Source organism: Psychrobacter sp. TB20-MNA-CIBAN-0197, assembly GCF_040309765.1.
GTDB classification, from domain to species: Bacteria; Pseudomonadota; Gammaproteobacteria; order Pseudomonadales; family Moraxellaceae; genus Psychrobacter; species Psychrobacter submarinus.
This window is the reverse complement of the sequence record NZ_JBEOPC010000013.1, coordinates 52,400-75,519: the sequence shown is the minus strand read 5'-3', so window position 1 is coordinate 75,519 and position 23,120 is coordinate 52,400. Positions and strand designations below refer to the sequence as shown.

17 protein-coding genes are annotated in these 23,120 nt (G+C 44.9%); 10 read left to right on the top strand and 7 right to left on the bottom strand.

All coding sequences use genetic code 11. The annotated features are described in order from the left end of the window. Window positions 1-95: 95 nt before the first annotated feature. The gene (locus AAEY83_RS05870; protein ID WP_025646451.1) at window positions 96-722 is read left to right on the top strand and encodes a pseudouridine synthase; all 627 of its coding nucleotides are present in this window, start codon (window positions 96-98) and stop codon (window positions 720-722) included. A 194-nt stretch (window positions 723-916) separates the two neighbouring features. Beyond that, window positions 917-1,765 (top strand): DUF305 domain-containing protein, encoded by an 849-nt coding sequence (locus AAEY83_RS05865; protein WP_025646450.1) that lies wholly within the window; start codon window positions 917-919, stop codon window positions 1,763-1,765. A 172-nt stretch (window positions 1,766-1,937) separates the two neighbouring features. Here the strand turns inward: AAEY83_RS05865 and AAEY83_RS05860 are convergent, their stop codons facing one another. Next, complete coding sequence (locus AAEY83_RS05860; protein ID WP_156923976.1) at window positions 1,938-3,893, bottom strand: M61 family metallopeptidase; 1,956 nt, start codon at window positions 3,891-3,893, stop codon at window positions 1,938-1,940. Window positions 3,894-4,266: 373 nt separating this feature from the next. Here AAEY83_RS05860 and AAEY83_RS05855 point away from each other — a divergent pair, with 373 nt between their 5' ends. Continuing rightward, on the top strand, window positions 4,267-4,752 hold the full coding sequence (locus AAEY83_RS05855; protein ID WP_025646448.1) for an FKBP-type peptidyl-prolyl cis-trans isomerase: 486 nt from the start codon (window positions 4,267-4,269) through the stop codon (window positions 4,750-4,752). A gap of 435 nt (window positions 4,753-5,187) precedes the next feature. Here the strand turns inward: AAEY83_RS05855 and AAEY83_RS05850 are convergent, their stop codons facing one another. Beyond that, window positions 5,188-7,410, bottom strand: coding sequence for a carboxy terminal-processing peptidase (locus tag AAEY83_RS05850; RefSeq protein WP_025646447.1), 2,223 nt, complete (start codon window positions 7,408-7,410; stop codon window positions 5,188-5,190). A 555-nt stretch (window positions 7,411-7,965) separates the two neighbouring features. Between AAEY83_RS05850 and nagZ the strand changes: the two genes are divergently transcribed. Then, window positions 7,966-9,087: a beta-N-acetylhexosaminidase gene (gene nagZ, locus AAEY83_RS05845; RefSeq protein WP_025646446.1), complete on the top strand. Its 1,122-nt coding sequence runs from the start codon at window positions 7,966-7,968 to the stop codon at window positions 9,085-9,087. 102 nt (window positions 9,088-9,189) lie between these two features. On the opposite strand, the gene AAEY83_RS05840 is transcribed toward nagZ, so the two are convergent. Both AAEY83_RS05840 and AAEY83_RS05835 read right to left on the bottom strand, forming a co-directional pair. Then, window positions 9,190-10,884 (bottom strand): OmpA family protein, encoded by a 1,695-nt coding sequence (locus tag AAEY83_RS05840; protein ID WP_025646445.1) that lies wholly within the window; start codon window positions 10,882-10,884, stop codon window positions 9,190-9,192. 361 nt (window positions 10,885-11,245) lie between these two features. After that, window positions 11,246-12,916, bottom strand: a complete 1,671-nt coding sequence (locus AAEY83_RS05835) for a hypothetical protein (protein WP_025646444.1) — start codon at window positions 12,914-12,916, stop codon at window positions 11,246-11,248. Window positions 12,917-13,411: 495 nt separating this feature from the next. On the opposite strand from AAEY83_RS05835, the gene AAEY83_RS05830 reads away from it, so the two are divergent. The 6 genes from AAEY83_RS05830 (at window position 13,412) to AAEY83_RS05805 (ending at window position 18,870) form a co-directional block, all read left to right on the top strand. After that, complete coding sequence (locus AAEY83_RS05830; RefSeq protein ID WP_025646443.1) at window positions 13,412-14,020, top strand: rhomboid family intramembrane serine protease; 609 nt, start codon at window positions 13,412-13,414, stop codon at window positions 14,018-14,020. A 362-nt stretch (window positions 14,021-14,382) separates the two neighbouring features. Further along, window positions 14,383-15,327 carry a metallophosphoesterase gene (locus tag AAEY83_RS05825; protein WP_025646442.1) on the top strand — a complete coding sequence of 315 codons (945 nt, stop codon included), beginning with the start codon at window positions 14,383-14,385 and terminating at the stop codon, window positions 15,325-15,327. Window positions 15,328-15,470: 143 nt separating this feature from the next. Next, a complete protein-coding gene (purE, locus tag AAEY83_RS05820) occupies window positions 15,471-16,016 on the top strand; it encodes a 5-(carboxyamino)imidazole ribonucleotide mutase (protein WP_025646441.1) in 546 nt (181 codons plus the stop codon). Between the two features lie 207 nt (window positions 16,017-16,223). Then, entirely contained in the window at window positions 16,224-17,573 is a 1,350-nt protein-coding gene (locus AAEY83_RS05815) for a 5-(carboxyamino)imidazole ribonucleotide synthase (protein WP_025646440.1), read from the top strand. Further along, complete coding sequence (locus AAEY83_RS05810; protein WP_025646439.1) at window positions 17,573-18,022, top strand: YaiI/YqxD family protein; 450 nt, start codon at window positions 17,573-17,575, stop codon at window positions 18,020-18,022. The genes AAEY83_RS05815 and AAEY83_RS05810 overlap by 1 nt, the downstream gene beginning before the upstream one ends. A 209-nt stretch (window positions 18,023-18,231) precedes the next feature. After that, a complete protein-coding gene (locus tag AAEY83_RS05805) occupies window positions 18,232-18,870 on the top strand; it encodes an NAD(P)H-binding protein (protein ID WP_025646438.1) in 639 nt (212 codons plus the stop codon). A gap of 72 nt (window positions 18,871-18,942) precedes the next feature. On the opposite strand, the gene epmA is transcribed toward AAEY83_RS05805, so the two are convergent. The 3 genes from epmA to AAEY83_RS05790 all read right to left on the bottom strand — a co-directional run bounded on the left by epmA (window position 18,943) and on the right by AAEY83_RS05790 (window position 22,342). Further along, a complete protein-coding gene (gene epmA / locus AAEY83_RS05800) occupies window positions 18,943-19,962 on the bottom strand; it encodes an EF-P lysine aminoacylase EpmA (RefSeq protein ID WP_227501902.1) in 1,020 nt (339 codons plus the stop codon). Window positions 19,963-20,053: 91 nt separating this feature from the next. After that, window positions 20,054-21,160 (bottom strand): 4-phosphoerythronate dehydrogenase, encoded by a 1,107-nt coding sequence (locus AAEY83_RS05795; RefSeq protein WP_037059447.1) that lies wholly within the window; start codon window positions 21,158-21,160, stop codon window positions 20,054-20,056. A gap of 45 nt (window positions 21,161-21,205) precedes the next feature. After that, window positions 21,206-22,342 (bottom strand): AI-2E family transporter, encoded by a 1,137-nt coding sequence (locus AAEY83_RS05790; RefSeq protein WP_025646435.1) that lies wholly within the window; start codon window positions 22,340-22,342, stop codon window positions 21,206-21,208. Window positions 22,343-23,120: the final 778 nt, after the last annotated feature.

Here is a 23,120-nt window from a genome sequence, read left to right as displayed (position 1 = left end):
GCCGCACCTCAATGGTATAATACTGTTGAGGTGTTTTTTATGGCAAAGATTGATAGTATGACTATCTCTGATCTTTAATTAGGAACGCTCTTCTCATGGCCACCTCAAGCTTAGTGCTCTTTAATAAACCTTATGGCGTTCAAAGTCAGTTTCGTGATGACAGTAATAATAATCATATCACTCTATCGCAGTATTTCACCGATAAGTCATTGCGCGTCGCCGGCCGCTTAGATGCCACTTCAGAGGGCTTACTTATTTTGACTCGTGATGGCCGTGTTAATAAAGCCATTACCCAGCCGCCTAGTCAAAAAACTTTTCATCAGAATAAATACAAGCAAGGTAAAACTTATCTGGTGCAAGTTGAAGGGGCTGCAAGCCAAGAGCAGCTTGATGAGTTATCGAACGGCGTCTTGCTAAAAGACGGCATGACGTTGCCTGCAACAGCAAAAATAGTCGCAGAAGACGAGCTGCCTATTGAGCTTTGGCAACGCGATCCGCCGATACGCGAGCGTAAAAACGTGCCGACTTCTTGGCTGATGCTGACAATTTATGAAGGCAAAAATCGACAAGTCAGGCGAATGACCGCGCACGTGGGCTTACCTTGCTTACGCCTGATCCGCTGGTCGGTTGCCGGTTTTGACTTAGGGACGCTTGCGAGCGGCGAGTTTGTACGGATTCATCTCAATGCTGAGCGCTGTCAGCAGTTAGGGATTACTGACTAGCAGACCGTGATCTGGTTGAGTACATTGCCATTGTCACCTAAGCTACTAGCCATTATCGCTCAAGCTACGATAAGCGCTTTAATAATATTAAATAGCTCTCTCAAACGCTCTAGATTTATCTGCTAAATCTGCTAGTATTTAACTACCATTTTTGTGGTTACGTTTGTTCCCGCCGGCTTATGTTAAGGACTACTATGATACTGTCATCGCGTTTTAGCGCTTCTCTCATTAGCGTTGTGGTAGGGCTTGCCCTAAGCGCTTGTCAGCCGGCCTCTGACCCTAGCGATATGCCAACAGAGACCACAGATACTCCTGACACCTCTGTCGTCACGCAAGACACAGCGGCGCAAGCAGAGACGGACGAAGCAGTAGTCGCGGATGAAACAGATGAGAGTGTAATCGATAGTGCGCCGATGATGGAAGACTATACCAAAGCGCTGACTAGAATGAATAATGAGGTCAACATTGGTATGGTTTATAACGATCCAGATACCGCGTTTGCCAAAAGCATACTCGCTTTGCATCGCGGCGCTGTCAATATGGCGCAGCTACAGCTCAAATATGGAACAGATAACGCGCTTTTGCTACTGGCTCAAGAGATTATCGACTCTCAGCAGCAAAGGATCGACATCAGCAATAAGTGGCTAGCCAGCCATCCTGATATTCCTAATCCTAAGCCTAATACTGAAGCTATGCAGCTCGACTATGCAGATATCGTGGCTTCTATGAACTACAACATCAGAATGGGTACCGAGTCTGTTGTCGCCGATTTAGCTTTTGCCCGCGGGATGCTGGCTCATCAGCGAGCCGTATTGCAGCTCGCCAAAGTAGAGCTGAGATATGGTACTGATGTTGAGATGCGCCGACTGGCGGTACAGATCACTAGAGATCAGCCGCGTATTATACAAGTATTAGAAGACTGGCTTGCCAACAATGCTCCCGCACCATCTCCAGAAGCAGAAGCAGAAGCAGAAGCAGAAGCAGAAGAGAGTATAGAGCTAGAAGAAGATGGCGATACTATTAAACGCGACGAGCCAGCATAACAAGTAAAGATAACAAGAGCACTGGTAAGCAGGCAGCGGTTAGCTACTCATGTATAATGCTATGAGTTACTAGCGTAGCGACACTAAAACCGTAACGCTAAAAACCTCCAGATCGACGATAAGACTTTTACTCATGGTAAAAGTCTTATTCATTATTAAGGCTTAAAAACGATTAGTCCGATAAAACATCCAGCCAAGCCGAAGCTGTCTTGTCAGCTTCTTGTTCAGCACTATCGGCACTGACTAGCGTTAAGCTTATCTTATGCGGAAACACTTGTTGACCCTGTGTTTGTTGACTCGAAGTAGCAGTAGTGGCAGTATCGGCGCTTTGTTTTGGCAGTACCGTCATTGTCATAAGCTCGTCACGGCGGAACAAATGACAGCTTACCGGTTGGTTAAGAGGACTAAATACTGCTAATTGCTTACGGGTAGCCTTAATACCGTCAATAGCGACGATGATATCATTGGCTGAGATACCAGCCGTTGCCGCTATGCTACCGCGCTGCACGCGATTCACTTTTAGCCCCGTAGCCGTCTCGCTACAGCGCATACCCCAAGGGATGTTTTTATCCGCCGTTTCTACCTCGTTTTCATGCCAGCCGATACCATTAGCACGCAGCAGCGACTCAATAGGCAGCTCTTCCACTCCATTGATATAGCGCTGCTCAAAATCCTGCCACTGCGCCTTTGGCATAAACTCGCTAATCACTGCTCCCATATCGGCGCTACTGATACCGATACGCTGCTTGTCGTTTTGCTTAGCCCGCGCATAAAAGGCTTTAATCACATCGAATAAGCGATAACGGCCATTGGTGCTTTGTAGCAGCGTTAGATCCAAACACAGCGCCACTAAAGCGCCTTTATTATAGTAGCTGATACCTGCATTACCGGTATTTTCATCGCTACGATAGAGCTTAATCCAAGCATCGAAGCTCGATTCGGCGACGCTTTGATTGGCGCGGCCGTCGGTTTGATAGTAGCGGTTGATCTGCTCCGCCAATAGTTTTAAATAACTGGGCTTATCGATGACGCCTGAAGCTTGTAGCATAAAATCGTCAATATAAGAGGTAAAACCCTCAAACACCCAAAGCAGCGGGGTGAAAGCTTCGCGGCGTAAATCCACCTCCATCATCACATCAGGGCGCACGGTCTTCACCCACCACGCATGAAAATACTCGTGGCTACATAGTCCCAAAAAGCGCTGATAATCAGGGCTTGGCAATACTGGCTCATCACCACTTGGCAGATCGTTACGCGGCGTAATTAAGCTCGTGGAATTAATATGCTCAAGGCCGCCATAATCTTGACCGCTAGCATATGTCATAAAGGTATAATCACTAAAGGGCGCGTCCCCTAACCAGTTCAGATAAGTCTGACAAATCTGGGTGACATCATGTTGCAAACGCCCCATATTGGCATTATGTCTGCCTGAGAGATAAAAGCTATGCGGCAAGGTTTGATGCTCATCGTCTTGAATAATAAAATCAAAGGACTGCTGCAGCGCAATCTCAAACGGATGATCAATCAGCTGATAATAGTCATCTGCCTGCAGACCGTAGCCATGATGATAATCTAGCTGCAAATGGCTCGCTTTGAGACCACAAGCTAATTTGACATCATCCTCACTTTTATCTGCTAAAAAAGTAGCGGGTACTAATAGATTCACTTGTACAGAAGAGTGCTCTTGCCCTGTCACAGCTAGCGCTAGCGAGGTAAAATTACCATAGAGGCGCTGCTGATCGACATAAGCGGTACGTACGGACAAGTCATAGCAGTAGACTTCATATTGTACTTTTATCGCCTGCCCTGTCATTGCCTTCGGTAGCTGCCAGCTGTGCTTATCTATTTTTTGTGCGCGGTAAGCGCTAGCTGGTTCAGCTGCTACTATCTCATAATGGACCGCAGTAATATTACGCGCAAACTCACGCATCAAATAACTACCCGGAATCCATGCTGGCAGCCACAGCTCAGGGCAATCCGTAGTCGCTGTAAAGTTAAGAGTCACATCGACTAAGTGCTCATTAAAACGGGCAAAATCTAGACTGTAGCTAATGGTAGCGGTATGATCACTTGCAGTCGTGTTATTATTGTCCAAGCTTTTGAAGGGATTAAAAGTAGTCACGGTCATTATCTCTGCTTATTATCTTGATAGTATTTATCATTATGGTAGAAGTCCTTGCACAAAAACGCAACGGCTAAAGCGTATGCTGGCGCTAGCAATAGTATAAATTGAGAGTGGTACAGACTATAAATCCCATGAATATACGATAAATCCGCTTTTTTTGTGTTTTATACCTTGAAAGTTATCAAAACCATCTCAATTAAAGAGGCTAACTGCTACAGTTACTCTAATTAATAGTGAAATTAACAGTTTCTATTTAACAGTTACCTTAATAAACTGATGATAATTGATTATTGATATGGCTCTTTAGCTGATCGACCTTTTTAGGTTTATTACCTCCAAATTTAATTTTATAACGATATTCAATTTAGGATAATTTATGACTACTATCGCAAAAGATACTGCCGTCAAATTCAACTATACGCTAAAAGACGATGAAGGTAACATCCTTGATCAGTCGCCAGAAGGTCAGCCTCTTGCTTATCTTCATGGTCATAGCAACATCATTCCAGGCCTTGAGCAGCAACTAGAAGGCAAATCTGCTGGCGAAAAAGTCAATGCAGTGGTTGAGCCTGCTGATGGCTACGGCGAATACCAAGAGCAAGCAGTACAAAAGGTACCTCGCGATAACTTCCAAGGCGTTGATGATATCCAGCCTGGTATGCAGTTCCAGTCAGAAGCTGGCGGCCAAGTCATGCTAGTGACAGTAACTGATGTCAACGATCAAGAAGTGACTGTTGATGCTAACCACCCTCTAGCGGGTAAGCGTTTGACTTTTGATGTTGAGATTCAAGAAGTACGCGCAGCGACCGAAGACGAGCTAAACCACGGCCATGTCCACGGTGCAGGCGGCGTTGAGCACTAATCTGCTATCAGATTTTTATCGCTGAGTTGTTTTATCACTCAGTCATAAAGCGCAAGAGCCAGTAGTCTAATAGCTACTGGCTCTTTTTCGTTGTAGAGCTTATTCAAGGTTTTTTTATTTAAACGTAAAAAGACCGCATAGTGACAAGCACTATGCGGTCTTTATTACTTAACATCCTTGTTAATATAACGCCATATCTAATCCCGAGATATATCGCTACTTAGGCTTAAAGCGGCTTAAAGCCCTATCTTCCTTGATCAGCAGTCCATCCCTGACGCAATTCATAAACCATCTATCTTATAACACCAATCCCTAGTGTAAATAAACAGTATCAATAAACTGTGCAGTGACACTATAATCGCAAATTAGACGATGATAAGTAAGACGTCTAAGCGTCAACGCATGTAAGCATATGCTTACATGCTATAGATGAGCTTATAACTCCTCCGCAGGACTCGCAATCATAGTAGGCTCAGCGTCTAGCATGAGACGCGCCGCTTCAAAGATATACACTTCGTCTTCTGGCAGCTCTGGACGTTCGCTCTCCTTCATTTTACTACGCTCTTCAAACTTAGCATCCATCGCAGCTTGATAGGTGTTCCAGTTGGCATAAGGGCTAGAGCCTGTAGCGATTCGTCTTCTATTCTCAGCCTCTAAAGAGCGCTGCTCGATCAGCTTCATTTTGGCGCGGCGCTTACTAATATCTAAGGCGATAGGTTTTTTCTCGTCATCCATATCTCGAATGTCATTGAGCGTAGATAAGTAGACAAACTGCGGATTTTGTTCTTGACGAATTTTAGACTGCTGATTTAAGGTCTTGAGCATATCAGTGCTAAACTTGCCTTCAGGTTTGTAAGCAGCGGTCTTGATAGTATCCCATGGCAGCGCATTCTTTTGCGCGCGCTCACCAAAGGTGGCATCATCGTAGATATTGACAAGCTCTACATCTGGCACTACGCCTTTATTCTGCGTACTACCGCCGGTAATGCGATAAAACTTACGCTGAGTCAAAGTTGCTGACCCTAACGCTAGACTGTCTAATTGAATCTGCGCTGAGCCCTTACCAGTCGTCGTGCTACCCACGACCAAACCGCGACCGTAATCTTGAATCGCTGCGGCAAAGATTTCACTAGCTGAGGCGGAAGCTAAGTTGGTAATCACGACTAGCTTGCCATCATAGAGCTGCTTGCCACCATCATCGTCGCGATAGACTTGAATATTACCACGGTTATCCCTGATCTGGACTAAAGGACCACTCTTGATAAATAAGCCAAGCATTTTAGCTACTTCGTCTAAAGAGCCGCCTGGATCATTACGTAAGTCAATCACTAAGCCGTCGATGTTTTGCTTATTAAGCTCCTTGATAGCATTTTCAGTATCTAAGCTGACGCTGCGGTAGTCCTCGCCATTGCGGCGCGCTCTATAGTTTAAATAAAAGCTCGGTATCTCTAGCACACCAATACGTTTTAAGGTGCTATCGCTATCCTCTGCGTCACTTGCGTGCGGTACCTCAACGATGCGATGGTTCACGCCCGACTCTTCTTGTTCGATGATATCGCGTACTACCGTAACCGTGCGAGCGCTGGCATCAGGGGCGTTTGGCTGACGCAGCTTTATGGTAACTGGTGTACCGCGCTTGCCGCGAATGAGGCTGACAATCTCACGAGTGGACCAACCGACCACATCAGTCATGGTCTTGCCGTCTTTAGCGATAGCGATAATCAAGTCGTTTGGCTTGATTTGTCCTGTCTTGGCAGCAGGACCGCCATCGACTAGTGTGACAATACGAGTATAGTTTGGGTTTTTGCGATCAGGGCGAATAGAGACACCGATACCTTCTAGTTGCAGGCTCGATTGAATTTGCATCTCATTGGCTTGAATTGGCGCATAGTAGTTGCTATGCGGATCATAAGTGAGCATCGCGGTATTTAAGATCGTCTCCATGATCTCATCATCTTTGAGACGCTCCATCTGCCCTTGCTGTCTGGATAAACGATTGAGTAAAATCTCATTTGGCGTGCGCTGATCATCACGAACCAGATCTTGACCCAAAGTGATATCAGGATCATCCAAAAAGACTTTTTCTTTGGCCTTTTCGCTCTCTTGACCCAAAGTAATACTCATCAGCTGAAACTTTAGCTGACGCGCCCAGTAATCGCGCTGCGCTTTTTTACTTGTGAAATGAGGCAGCTCTTCACGGTCGAGAATAATCGTCTCATCACTGGTCAAATCGATATCTGTTTTGAGCATTTTTTTTGCCATCTCAAAATACTCATTGGAGCGTTTGCGGTAGCGCTCAAAGACATCGACACCAGCAGATAGATCTCCGCGCTTGAGCCTGTTACCGAAGTCATCGGCATATTTTTTCTTAAACTCATCCACATCCGCTTGCAAAAATAGCGTATGGTTTGGGTCTAAGCTATCGATATACATATCTAAGATATCGCTGCCCATCTGAGTATCGAGCGGCTGATTCAGATAGTGACTACGATCTAACAAAGCGGCTACTTGCCTAGTGGTAATTTTTTGCTCAGGGGTTTGTACAAAGCTTCCTGTATCTGTGTTTGCCACTGCGGTGCCGTAGCTTTGCGTCATGATAGCGCCGACCACGCCAATTGAAGCAATACTTAATAACCATTGTGCGGGTTGTTTTTTCATTATATCTACCTAGTTGTCTTAGAGAGTATCTGAAGAGCTGTATAGTGAAAGTATAAAGAGCAGTCCATTTTGTATCGATGCTTTATGATAATGGTGTTTTATGGCTATTTTGAATAGCACTTTTTCGATAGCCATCTATGAACAGCAATGCTAGCGAGTCGCCTATTGCAATGACTAGCAGCTGACAGCCCAGCGACCACCACTATCAGTTTATTATTAAAAATCAATCAATATTATCACGATTTATTGACCTGCGCTGTCTCAATCTGTATGAGCAAACTTTCTGTTATATTTATGCACTCATTCATAAGCATTGTAGTGACAATAACTGAGTGGTTAAATTATAACTGCAGAGTAATTACTGGCATAATGGTCTCACAGTTAACTTTTACACTTATCTATAGAGCTTCATATATCAAGTAGCCTATATCACTTCAACCTAAAAGCGTAGTCATTACATTCAGCATAAGCTTGAAAGGACTGAGCTTAGAATAATTGAGGATGATTGATATAGCGATGAACACTATTTTGTAGAGCAAATTTGGAGAGCAAACCATGTATGGCGTAATAATGACAGATGTTGGCGGTAGTACCTTAACGGCTGATGATGTCAGCTTGATTGAACAAGCTCAGGTAGGCGGGATTATTTTGTTTGCTCGTAACGTCGTCGATGCGGCGCAAGTACGGCAGCTATGTGATGATATTCGCTATTATAATCCTGATATCTTAATCGGTGTTGACCAAGAAGGTGGCCGAGTCGCACGGCTGCGTGATGGCTTTACACCGCTGCCCGCAATGGGAAGGCTGGGCGAATTATTTGATCAAAATCCTAGTGAGGCGCTCAGCTGTGCCTATGATTGTGGCTACTTGATGGCTGCTGAAGTGCTAGCCGTCGGTATCGATTTGAGCTTTGCCCCTGTGTTAGATACAAATGGCGTGAGTGAGGTTATTGGAGATCGCAGCTTTCATAGAGACCCACAAGTGATCACGGCTTTAGCGACTCAGTTTATGCGCGGGATGCGCGCAGCCGGTATGGCAACGACTGGTAAGCACTTCCCAGGTCACGGCGGAGTTGCGCCGGATTCACATGTTGCTGAAGCTATCGATACGCGCGCGCTTGATGAGATTATGGGTCATGATATGCAGCCTTTTGCCCAGACGCTACCTTGGCTCGATGCGTTGATGCCAGCACATGTAATCTTCTCGCAGGTGGATAATAAACCTGCAGGGTTTTCTAAGGTTTGGTTAAAAGACATCATTCGCGATCAGCTGCAGTTCGATGGCGTGTTATTCTCCGATGACTTATCGATGGCAGGCGCGCAGGCTGCAGGTGATGTCAGCGACCGAGTACACGCCGCGATCCATGCTGGCTGCGATATTGCTTTGGTATGTAATGACCGAGTAGCCGCGCACGAAGCGGCAGAAGCGGCCCAAGACTTGCCCTACCCTGACCAGCAGCGTATTAAAACAATGCGTGGCCAAATTCCGGAATGGCGCGGCGACCTCACTTCTACTTGTCAGCAGTTTGAGCATTGGCAACAAGCTCGGCACCGTGTTATACAGACCTTTTTTAATATGCAGACAGCAAACTCAGATGGTAATCAGGTGCAAAATAGCCATACTTTAGACCACTCCGATGACCTAAGCGATCTAAAAGATCCTACTGATTATAAATAACCTTGTGGCTGAGTGCCTAATAGACCGTCCGTTCTAAATAAAAAAAACCGCTCCTAATTAAAGGGGCGGTTCTTTTATTATTATCAAAATAAGACGTATCTATTAATTCGTTGGATCTAAATCAGTTCCCTGACTTGGATCATCACTATCAGGTAAGATATCATCATTATTATTATCTAACGGATTTAGATCTGGATCCGCCAGTGTACCATCAGCATCTAACATACGATCATCACCATCTACTGTGACATCATCATTATTAGCATCTAATGGATTCAAATCTGGGTCCATATTAGCATCCATTTCTTGAGTATCACCTGCTACTACTGCGTTATCATCTGTAGCCATACTCTCATCATAAACACTAAATTCGATACGGCGGTTGCGGAAACGGCCTTGCTCAGTAGCGTTCGTCGCGATAGGGTCAGTCTCGCCCATACCTTTAGTCATAAGCTTACTGCCATCTACGCCTTTAGAGACTAAGTACTCTTTTACAGCATTGGCGCGCTCTTGTGATAGCTCCATATTGTAAGCGTTAGAAGCGAGTTTATCTGTATGTCCAATGATCATCAGCTCCACATCTGGTGTGTTTGTAATCAATTGAGCAGCGCGGTCAAGATACGGCTTATTGGCATCAGGGATGATCGCTTTATCAAGCTCAAAGTTAATAACTTGCAAGCTTAAAGCGCGAGCGACATCTCTTGGATCTGGGTTTTCACCTAGATTATTCATCGCAGTATCAGTAGCGACTAAGCTATCATCAATCTCGCCTTGCAGATCTAGCGGACCTTCGGCGCTCACTGTCATACCAGGCGCAGCAGCTTGCAGATCATTCACTAACTGGTCAAGTACCCCTTCATCTGCGGCGTTCACGATAATCTCTTCACCTTTGATGACCATATTGGCATCTGGTACGCTTTGGAAAATAGGCAATATCGAAGACAATTGCGCAGCGGCTGGCATATCAGCGGCAAAGCTATCATCAACATCAGCGCGGCACTTGTCAGCCTCAGCGCCAAAGGTATTAGATAGCGCATTCATAACATTCGTCTGTAGCGCTTCGTCACCTACATTCATGCGGCAAGCATATAGAGTGTTTGCTTCACCAGTAGCTAACGTTAGTGAAGCTGGCTCAATATCAGCGGCTACAACGGTTTGCTCATCAGTTGCCACCTCTTCAGTCGCCACTGGCGTCGCTACTGGAGCTGGGTCTTCTTGACACCCTCTGAGTAGCGCCCAAGCTAGAGCACCTAGAATAATCAAACCTATGATAGGCAGTAGCGCTTTCATAAAGCTACCGCTCTTTTCTTCTTCACGAACCAATGGCGCAGTACTTGTAGTATTAGAGATACGCTCACCGGCCGGCGCACTAGCGACCATACCTGCCGGAACGACACCTGCCGCCCACGCTGGAATATGATGCTGATAATTTGACAAATTATCATTCAAAAACTGTGGTACAGGCGTGTTACCAGCTAAGCTTTTGATTTCATGAAAGGCGAGCGGTGCCGCCATAGCGACTAGGCCACGAGACGCTGTTGCGTCAACGTTATGCTGACTTGCAAGCTCACGAGAGATTTGGTCACGGTGACTACCATCCGTCCATACTCTATCGTAAAAGCCTTGATCGTCTTGAGCGATGTTTTCATTAGCAAAACGCCCATGAGTGTCTTTATCCGCTAGACGCGCGGCAAAGATGGCGTAAAACTGCTCTAATAAGTTTCTCTTAGCAGGGTTGTGGTCATCCCCAAGTACTGCAGGAGTAACCGTGCGGGTTAAATGACTGATAATATCCATAAGAAGCTCTCTCCAATTATTATGATCTCATTTATAAAAATTATATGATTTGACTTATCTTTAATGAGCTAATCTCTATTAAGCCAACTGTCCTTAAAATTTATCGTATTACTGTTTCGCACATCGTTGATGTTTTAATCTTAGACATTCTTAATCTTAGTAGTTCGATTAACGATATAGAACATGACGATATGGCTATTTAGTTTTACTAAAGACAGTATAGGAGTAGGCGCCTAAATATCACAATAAATGCGCTGTTGTACAAATGATACATTAAGTAATGTTTCAAGTATGACGCGTAACTTTGGTGACTATTTGGCCAGAATATTTTACATTGTAACGATTAAAATAAGCCTCAATATCAGTTAGAACCAATATCTGTCTCAACTCGAGACTCATTATCTAAGCGCTCAGCGACGATAATACTATTAGCCAGGTCGTCCACTTCTGCTGCAGACATGCCATCTATCGCTTGAGTATTGGCTATAGGTCTGGGTGGTAAGTTATTATTTTGATTAGAATTAATACCCGTATAAGTACTATTGCTTGCGTTCTTGTTCGTGTTGCTGCTGACAGTGTTATTGTTATTGTTCGCGTCACCAGGGATAAGGTTAGTATTATCATTACTTGAGCTATTACTGTCATTGACTACAGATGGAATATTGTAGCTATCATTGTCCTGCGTTTCGTTTTGCCACTCAGCATTATTCGCGAATAATGTCCCTTCCTCGCCTGCTGTTACTGGGTTCTCTACCGCGTTAAAGTCGGTATTAGTCGTGATGTTAGCCTTCGGTGCTAAAGCGCGCATATCGGTGAGCAGACGCTGTGATAAGCGATTATCAGGCGACTCTATGGTGATGATGTCGTTTTGTAGCTGTAATCGTGCAAATGGCGCCGACTTTAGCAAGGTAAAAAGACTCGGTAGCAGCTCTATATCAACGGCAGTCAGGCTATCTGCGACACTTGGTTGTCGCTGTAATTCACAAATACTCGCTTGCTCGCCAAAGCTTCTCACTAGCGCTCGACTCAGCGCTTCTTGTAGCGCCGCACTGCCAGCGACACCCTTACAAGTATACAGCTGACCACTATTATCCACGGCAATCAGTAGCTCGGCTGGCATCAATGGCGCAGCGACGGGTTCAGTGACTGTCTCATTAACTGTATCAGTAACTGCCGCGTCCGGCTCTACGCTTATTGACTCATCTGTACTGGCTGAGCTGATATAATTTGGCTGAATTACCAACACCCATATGAGTGCCAAAGCTGCTATCGCAGCGACTAATAACAGCAAACGCCATAATAAATCACGTCTGTTATTACGCTTATGAGTCTGCCTAAATTGACTGATGTTATGACTATGAGCGCTGTTATCGATCGCTATAGACGGTGGTACGCTGCTTGCCTCACTAGGGTCTCCTGTAGCCGTTGCAGCTATTGTAGATGCAGGCTTGCTAGATTCTATCGTTGTAGTAGCGACTTTATCAGAGTTTGACTCACTACTAACGCTGTTAGAGTCCGAGCTCCAACCTAAATTAGAATCCAAAATCGAATCAGAGTCACTATCTGCCCTCTCCTCTAGCAATACTGACTCTGCCCAAACTGGCAAATAATGACGAATCTCTACCTGCCGCTGCTGCAAAAACGCCGGTAAATACTGACCATCAGCTAATATTTTGAGCTCATGGTAAGACAAAACGCTCGCACTTGTGATCAGTGCTATCGTGGTACTCTCATCAAGATGATGGGTCGCAGCTAATTGGTCGATAATAAGCTTGCGCTGGTCTGGGTCTTGCCATAGCTCATGGAATAAAGAGCTCGCTGCTGTATCTGCTGTCGATAACTCAGTGGTTGTCAAGGCTACTGGAGTTGGCAGCTCAGTCGCTTGTAGCAGCTGGGTATAAACCTGCGGTCGAGCCAGACGCGCAATCAGTAGTGCATAAAACTGCTCTAATAAGCTGATATGAGCAATGTTTTGCTCTGCTCCTAATAAGGGCAAACTGACGCTCTGCTCAAGCTGTTCGATAATAGTCATAAAGTCATCTTTACTAAGGTTAAAAAAGAGTGATAGAAGTTTAATTTAGGAACCACTAGGTATCGTTATTAGGTAACATTACTAGGTCATCACAATACTATTATTATGTGCCGCGCTTATAAAACATAATTTGTATAGCTATGTAAATTCATCTGACAGGTAATTGTGATTTATCGTCAAAGACCTTAAGATGAGGTATACATAAGCGATAGCTAGTACGAACATGAAAAGATAAAAAACTTTAAGAAAACGTTACTGCGCTTTTATAGTCAATGAAGAGTTTTTTTATATGGTGACGACTATATACTTTGTGATATAACTTATGCTGCCCAGCCTGAACAAGCAGATGCCTGTCATTACTATTCAATCATTATTAAAGCATAATTTTTGGCCTCTATTCGTTTTTTGCTGAGCCATTTTGGTATTGATTTTAGTGTCATCTATTTGCCACTTATTTATATTTTTATCCATCAGGCGTTGCCTAAGGATTGTCTTTTGCTAAATCATACCACTCTTATTATCATCGTTACGGTCATTGTCAGCTTGTTAGCTTGGCAAAATAAAGCCCTATTTAATCGGCTTATTTTTTATCCGCCAGCGATTACTGATGGTCAATGGGACCGTTTTGTCACTCATGGTTTCATTCATGCAGATAGCATGCATTTGCTGTTTAACATGTTTACCTTGTACTTTTTTGGGCGTGCCATTGAGGGCTTATATCAACCTTTTTTAGGCGGCTTTGGGTTTATCGCTTTTTATATCTTGGCTATCATAGTGGCAATGATACCAAGCTATCTGAAGAATAAGAATAGCGCTAGTTATTTGAGCTTAGGAGCTTCGGGCGGGGTGTCAGCAGTGCTGTTTGCCTATATTTTATTAGCGCCATGGGATATGATTTATTTGTTTGCCATCGTCCCTATCCCTGCTATTTTGTTTGCTGTGGCTTATGTGGCGTATAGCATTTATGCCAACAAGCGCGGCGGCTCTAATATCAATCACATGGCACACATGTGGGGCGGCGCTTTTGGGGTGGTTGCGACTATTATCTTAGAGCCGCGGATACTACCTCACTTTATAAACGCTCTTCTCTCGCCTGGGTTTTAGAGTGGATCACTTTTACACACTTTATAGTAGTAGACGCTTTTAGTTGAGCCTTATACAGATTAGATAAGTTAGGGCGTGTTGAACATTCACAAATAGGCACTGCTGATCGCTAAAATTGTTCCAGACAAGGCGCAAAGCGACGATAATGCAGATGCCTTAGCTAGATTTGCAACGCAGTATGGCGCAATTTTAGCATCAGCCGTAGGGACAGGACTCTTTTTTGCCGCTTCATTGGTAAAAATAGACGCTTAGAGCGACTAAACTTACTATTTTTACCTTCGAATCGTCTAAAAAATAGTCTCTGTCAGTGCCATGGCTGAATGTTCAACACGCCCTATATGAGATAAATTAGATTAGCCGTTATGATTATAGATATTATTGGTGATATTCATGGTTATGCAGATAAACTTGCTGGGTTATTGACTCAGTTGGGTTATGTGCATAATGGTGAGTATTACGTACCACCTGCCAACCACCGCGCCTTATTTATTGGTGATTTGATTGACCGTGGCTCGCAGCAACTACGGACGCTCGAGATCGTCTTTGCGATGCTCGATGCTGATGTTGCTGACGCTGTCATGGGTAATCATGAATATAATGCACTGGCTTATGCAACGCTTGATCCTTATGACGAGGCTCAGTATTTGCGCTCGCATACTGAGCTGCATACTCGCCAGCATGAGGCATTTTTGGCAGAAGCGCCGTTTAACTCTACCAGCCATCACTATTGGCTTGAGCGCCTCTATGAGATTCCGCTTTGGCTTGAGACTGACTACGCCTGTTTTGTCCATGCTTGCTGGGATGTTGATAGTATGGCGATACTCAAACCCTTGCTGACCGCTGATAATTGCCTAACAAAAAATGCGTTGGTCATGACCTCGCAGCAGCCTAGTGTACATTTTGACGCCTTAGAGCGGGTGTTAAAAGGGGTAGAGACGCCGCTACCCGAGGGTTTAGTCATGGTTGATAAAGAAGGCACTGAGCGCTCACGAGTCCGCGTACGTTGGTGGCTTGATGAGCTGAATAAAAAAACCCTTCATGAAGTAGCACGGGCGCCCCAATCAGGCTTGGCGCAAATCCCAAAAGATGCGCTAGCTGAAAATATCGACTTCGCCCTCAAGACCGATAAGCCTGTATTTGTGGGTCACTACTGGCTAACCGGTGAGCCGCAGCTGCTGAGCCCGCAGGTAGTCTGTATCGATTATTCAGCGGCGGTCGATAGTGGCTACTTGACGTGTTATCAGCTCGATACTGAGCAGCCATTGCCGCTAGATAATGCTAATTTTGTGCAATACCGTCATGAGTAGATGATTTATAGTTCATTACTAAGTCTACTAGCGTTAATAAAGCCGAAAACCTTATCATTTACATCTATCAGCTTATTATAAAAACTTGTCTTTACGGCAGTAGGGAAACTTTTGTATGATGGGCTTTTTGAGGATATTGCATCATGAGCACACCACCTGTCGAACAACCAAGCCCTATTGCCTCCCCAGCTGGTCAGCCAAAAGTCGGTCTCATTATGGGCTCGCAGTCTGATTGGGCCACTATGAGCGCGGCCGCGCAGCTATTAGCGGATTTCGATATTGCCTTTGCTTGTGAAGTAGTCTCCGCTCATCGTACGCCAGATAGGTTATTTGACTACGCTAAAAGTGCCAAAGACCAAGGCTTACAGGTGATCATTGCAGGCGCAGGCGGCGCAGCGCATCTGCCTGGTATGTGCGCTAGTCAAACCTCCCTACCCGTATTGGGCGTACCGGTGAAGTCCTCTATGCTCAGCGGCTGGGATAGTCTGCTTTCTATCGTACAAATGCCAAAGGGCGTCGCTGTCGGCACTTTAGCCATTGGTACCGCGGGCGCTTATAACGCTGCGTTATTAGCTATTCAAATACTAGCGCTACATGATGAAGCAATCGCTAATAAATTACATGAGCTTAGAGAGCAGCAAACACAGACTATCTTAGCTAGCCCAACGCCTGGTATCATTAATAGCTGATAGTTAGTGTACAAAGCAGCTAAATGATTAGAAAATCGCTTTTTCAGTCGTTTCACTTGATATTTATTATCAGATGCGTTTAACTAAACCTAAGGTGCCTATAACGATAGCGCACCTTTTCTTATTTTTACTCTGTTCCAAATCGCTTATTTTAAATCCCTAGAAAACCCAACTCACTGTACCCATTGCTAAATAAAAGAGCCTGTTATGACCACCGCCAATGCCTATCCTACTTCTCAAACTATTCGTACCATCGGTATCTTAGGTGGTGGCCAGCTCGGCATGATGCTCGCTGAAGCTGCTCTGCCGCTTGGCTATCAGTGTGTGTTTTTGGAGGACAATGCCGCTTGTCCAGCCAGCCTTTACGGTACGGTTTATCATAGCGAACAGCTAGAGGACTTTATCGCCGCCGCTGACGTCTTTACTCTCGAGTTTGAGAACACACCGGCACAAACCGTACAGAAGCTCGCCAATCTAGCAAAATCAGGTAAAAATAAAGGCATGTTCCCGCCTCCTATCGCTCTAGATGTCGCGCAAGATCGCCTAAAAGAAAAGCAGATGTTCAATGAGCTAGATATCGCCACAGTGCCGTTTAGGGCCGTGCATTCATTGGCCGAGCTGCAGCAAGCTTGCCAAGACTTAGGGCTGCCTATCGTTTTGAAGACCAGCCGCGGCGGCTATGATGGCAAAGGTCAATATGTCATCAAAGAAGACAGCGACATTAAAGCGGCTTGGCAAGCGCTCAAAGACGCGGTATCGGGTAAAGGTAGTCTCACCCCTACTCCTGCACCGCTGATCGCTGAAGGCTTTATCAACTTTAGCCGCGAGGTGTCCATCATTGCAGCGCGTGGACAAGCAGGAGAGGTGCGCTGTTATGAGCTGGTAGAAAACCATCATCATCACGGTATACTCGCCAAGACTCGAGCGCCAGCTGTCGGCACAAGCCACTTATTTCCTAAGGCAAAAGCGGCGATGACTACGCTGATGAATCATCTCGACTATGTCGGCGTCATGGCGCTTGAGCTTTTCGTCAGTAAAGACGCGCAAGGTCACGACTATCTGCTAGCCAATGAGATCGCGCCGCGCGTGCACAACTCTGGACACTGGAGCATTGAGGGGGCGATTACTAGTCAATTTGAGAATCATATCCGTGCGGTCGTAGGTTTGCCATTGGGCGATACTGACAATATTCATCCAGCGATTATGGTCAATGTTTTAGGACAATACCCTGATATCAAGGACGCACTCGCTATCGATGGCGCGCACTATCACAGCTATCATAAAGAAGAGCGTGAAGATCGTAAAATCGCTCATATTACCTTGATGCCAAACGACGTGGCTGATCTAGACCCTGCTTTAGCTAAGCTTGTCGCAGTATTGCCAAACAAAGTCGGATTAGATAAAACCACCGAACTATCCACTAACACTAAAGACGCAAACTCTGAGGCTAGCGCTATAAGTGAGGATAAGACGCAAACCACTTCAGCAGCTAGCGAAACCGCTGCTACTAATAGCAGTCCTACAGTTAAAGAAACCAATCACAAGGCCAAAAAATAATGCAGATCTGGGTGGACGCTGATGCGGTGCCAATCGTTGCCAAAGACTTGATTATCAAGACCGCTGAGCGCACGCAAACCATGGCGATATTTGTCGCCAACCAACCCATTAAGCTGCGTAAATCACCGCTGCTTTTAATGACGGTCGTGCCGCATGGTTTTGATAAAGCCGATGACTATATCGTTGAGCAGATTCAGGCAGGTGATTTGGCTATCACTAGCGACATTCCCTTAGCGAATGACATACTCGAGAAAGGCGGAATGGTTTTGACCCCGCGCGGGATGGTTTATGATAAAAACAACATCAAGCAAAAGCTCAATATGCGCGACTTTATGGATACCATGCGCGGTACGGGAATGTTAGAGCTACAAGAGATGAGTGGTCAAAAACCTTATGGCGAGCGCGACAAAAAAGCTTTTGCCGACGGTCTGAATCGTTTGGTACGCTAAAGCTTCAAGCAAGTTTTTACATGACTTGCTTGTTTTGCAAAGCGTATACAGTCTGCTACCAAACACTATGTAATAGGCACTTACGCTCACTCAAGATACTATCTATTTTTGTTATGCTAGTTTTAATTTCTTAAAACATGTAAACAAAGTAAACACTTAAACAAAATTCAAAATCTTAAGAGAATTAATCAATAAAAATAGGATAGTATATGAAAATTTTAGTAATAGGCACTAGTGGCCGTGTTGGTAATGATTTAGTCAAACAACTGCTAGCCGAGAATCATCAAGTCATCGGTACCACTCGTCAAGAAGAGCAACTGTTCTCTGACGATAATTACACTCAGCTAGATTTAGATATTATGGCTGACAAAGACAACATCCAGCAGCAGCTAGAGGATGATATAGAAGCGGTATACTTTGTGGCAGGTTCCGGCGGCAAAGAGATATTAGAAGTGGATCTGCATGGTGCGGTAAAGACAATGCAAGCGGTGCAAGACAAAGGTATTAAGCGCTATATCATGCTCAGCACTGTGTTTTCTTTAGACACCAGCAAGTGGGATAACGAAGGCATTAAAGATCTAAAAGGCTATTATATCGGTAAGCACTACGCCGATCAGTGGTTGGTCAATGATAGCAGCCTTGATTATACTATCGTGCAGGCAGGTGCACTAAAAGAGCGAGCTGGCACAGGCAAAATCGCTATCGACAAAGATGAAGCCGGTGAAAATGCTATCGAAGATGTCGCAGCGACTTTGGTTGCGGTATTAAATGCCGATAATACTAGCAAAAAGGTCTTTAACATCCAAAATGGCGAGACCGCTATCAAAGAAGCGATTGCCAGTGTATAAACGCTAGCGTTTGTCTAAAACAAGAGCAATTTGTTAAAGAAGGATAAGTTATTGAACTTATCCTTTTCTTATTTACGCCAAACCACTTGGCAACGCGATCACCTCTGAGAGCTTGTCAGCGCCAGTGAGCACCATAAGCAGTCTATCTACTCCTAACGCTATGCCGCTACACGGCGGCAAATCATCGCAAGCTGCTAGTAAGTACTCATCTATCGGCATCTGCGCCAAACCATGCGCTACGCGCTGCCTATTATCCGCCTCAAAACGCTCCCTCAAAGCTTGCCCATCTGCTAGCTCATCATAAGCATTCGCAATCTCAATACCGTCTATATAAAGCTCAAAGCGTTTGGCAATCAGGTTACCTTCTTTATCGAGACAGGTTTTGGCTAGCGCCGCTGTAGCGGGCGGATAATCGATAATCAGTGTGGGCAAATCATGACCGAGCTTAGGCTCCACGAGATGACTAAACAACAGATCAAGCCAGCCTTGCCGCATCTCTTCGCTATCTACCGCAAGTGGCTCTGGCGGCGCGATATCTATATTCGCCAGCCCCTTATCTTCTGCTACCGCTTTTAGCGCCTCAAGGCTAGCGCTTAGCGGATGAATACCGACATGATCCATAAACGCATCAATGTAACGGTAATGATTCATAATAACCGGATAGCCATACAGCGCTTCTAGCAGCTTGCCCAACTCTTCAGCCAAATCGTTCAAGCTATAGTGCGGCTGATACCACTCTAGCATCGTAAACTCGATATTGTGCCGCGAGCCGATTTCGTTGTCCCGAAATACCGAGCAAATCTGATAAATCGCCACTTGCCAGCTGGCAAGTAAACGCTTCATCGCAAATTCAGGAGAAGTATGCAAATAAAAGGGTCGCGGTTTATCTTGATAAGTGACCCGAGCAGCAACCGACTGCAAAAAAGTATCGGTATTCGCCGCTTGTGAGAGGAGCGGTGTCTGTACTTCTAACACTTGGCGCTGAGCAAAAAACTGACGAATCGCCACTAGCATCTGCACACGCCTACGCGCCATCTCTAAGGTCATGGTTGGGGCGTAAGCGGGCTTATCAGTGCGCCTATCATCTGACATAGTGATACTCATTATTGTTTACTACTAATCGGCTATTTTCAATGCTCATTGAATGTTCACTGGTTACTATTTTATGGCGAATTTACTTGGGCTATGACTGCCATTCACGGCGCAGATGATAGTCGCGCCTGAGCTGGTCAAAGTCATGGCCATTTACTTGCCCATCCTTAACTGTCGCGCGCAGCTGCTCATCGTCTTGTTTGATATCGTAGAATCTATCTAGTTTATCAGGATTGGCTTTTAGCTCTGACCACAGATATAGGTTATCTGGCAGCAAATTGTGCATAGACTGAGAAAGTGTAATTTTGAGCTCATCGCATAGCGCATCGTAGATCATTTGCGTACCGCGTAGTTTACCTTCTAGGCTATAGCCAGCGATGTGCGGTGTGGCGATAGCAAGCTTGCCGAGTAATGACTCAGCCACCTGCGGCTCATGCTCGAATACATCGAGCACCACTTGCCGATGGCTACGCTCGATATCCGCTGCTAACGCTGTCGCTTCAACTACCGGTCCACGGGCACTATTGATAAGTAACGTATCGGTAGGCATCTTCTGCAAAGCTGCCATATCGATCATATGATAGGTGGGATAGTCGCTAGTCTTTTTATCCGTTAAAGGCACATGCAAGCTGACAACATTGCTTTGTAGCACTTGCTCAAAGCTTGCATTATTGAACTTCGACGGCGGCAATAAAGGGTCATAGCCGAGCACTTGCCAGCCTAAGTCAGTGGCGTATTGCGCCAATGTGTTGCCGATATTACCTAAACCGATAATCCCTAAGGTTATGCTCTTAGACCAGTACTCTGGCCGCAAAGTCAAAATCGCAGTGAGCACATATTGGGCCACTGAATGCTTGCTAGAGCCTGCTGCATTCGCAAAATGAATATTACGCGCGCTCAGATAGGCCTGATCAACATGATCAGTGCCGATAGTAGCCGAACCGATAAATGTCACGCTACGATTATCCGCTAATAGCGACTCATTGATAGGCGTGACAGAGCGGATTAACAGCACGTCGGGCTGATGGGTAGCGAGCAATTGCGCGTCAATCTCACGCCCTGCTACGCGAATAATGTTGACCGTTTGCTGAGTGTTTTTGCCAAGCGTCTGCGCATTAAAAAACTCATCAAGGCTTGCGATGTTGCTATCGGCAATGATAGTCAAAGTAGCCGTTTTATCAGCTTTAGCATTAGACATAGTTAGGCTTCTTTTAAGATAGGGAGTATAAGTTTACCGCGCGTTTTAGCTTTTGCTATCCGGCTTATCTATTAGCGCGACAATGCCATCACCTGACAGTACCACATCTTGCGAGGCAAAGATCTCATTTTTATGATTAGAAATCCACTCTCGCCACACAGCCAAACCGATAGCTAGCACGACTGGGCCAATAAACAGACCAACAAAACCAAAAGCCGTCAAGCCGCCTAATACGCCAATAAAAATAATAATAAAAGGAATCTTAGTCGCGCCGCTAATAACAATCGGCCGAATCAAATTATCGACCCAGCTGATGACCAGTATGCCCCACAGCGCTAGCCCAATACCCTCTGTCGTGTGACCTTGGCTTAACAGCCAAATCGACACCGCTCCCCACGCAAATGGTGTACCAAAAGGAATCAAAGCTACGATAAAGGTGATAATCGTTAATAAGATAGGGCTCGGAGAATTAGAGAAGTAATAACCAATACCGGCGAGCAAAGCCTGCGCCAATGCCGTCAAGCCAATGCCATAGACTACTGCCTGTGTCGTGGTACCGACAGAGTCGATATAGCCATCGATACGGTTACCGATGATATTACGCAGCGCCTGTCTGATTTGGCGCATCAAGCTATTACCATCGCGGTAGAAGAAAAACAGCGTCATCAGTGCCATACCAAGCTTCGCTAAACTACTGAACACAACATCAAATGCCACTTTACCATAGTACAAATGCGACTGTATCCAAGTTCGAAACGCTTCAAGCGCGCCTTCAGGGTTTTTATTGATACTCCAAAGAATGTCTTTAATCTGCTGACCAATCACCGGTAAGTCTTTGATCGCATCTGGCACATCTAGATAGCCCGCCTTGACGCGGTAGATGATATTACTATACAAGCTCAGCGCTTCTTGCTGCAAGATAAACACCCCAACCAGCAAAGGCACGCCTATGATTAAGCTGATGCTAACCGTCATAATGCCGGCGCTAACGCCTGAGCTAAACTTCGCCTTTTCATTAAAAAACTTATAAATAGGAAAAGTGACGTAAGCTAAAATGGCCGCCCATAGCGCAGGTATGATAAAAAACTGTATCACCTGAAAGCACAGAATGAACAATACCACTAACAGCGTTATCGCCAGCAAGCGCTGAATAATAAACTCTTTTGTCCAGTTTTCAATCATAGCTATCAACCAAGAAGGCACCATAAAAACCGCGAGATTTTTATCGTAAAATGTATAAATATAACGATATGACACTGCTAAAAAGTATAGCGCTCATAAAGACAGACTTAATAAGGTATGTTTGCTGTTTCGCGCGCCAGTACTGCCAGTACTTATTTATAAACCCGCTAGCGCTATCTTAGCCAAAGTGCTACCTGACGATACTACAAATAGGATAACTATTGACGGGATAACCCGTAATAGAAAGTAGACTACTCATAAGCTAGTTTTACTTATTTAAAGCTAAATCTTTTTAGTTACAGCATGAAGGAGCAAAGGCCTAATCGTCGATAGCTATTATGCAATAAGCCTCTACAGAACAGTAATAGTATGTTGTAATTTTTACTTACAATTTTATGCCTGAGGTTGCTTAAAACTAAAGAGGAGCTGTATTTTTGATAAAGGATAATACCTCTAAAACAAGCGCAACTAGCCGATAAATCTAACCCAACCTGCAATTCTTATCATGAACACTAGTCAGTCATCTACTAGGCTAAATGACCGCAGCATTCTCTTAGGTTTGGTAATTGATGTTATACTAAAGGCATTGTGCTCGTTTTTTAACTGCTCTCAGACGATCCCTCGATAAGATGGCTTTTAAAGAGTAGCGCTAGGGTTATTCTGCTTTTGCATCTAGTATTTTAGATGTCAAAAGCTTAATTATAATGATTTTAGCTTAGCAGTTTTGCTGGCAAATAACAGCCCTAACCCTGAGCACAACCCAAAAAAATAACAATGC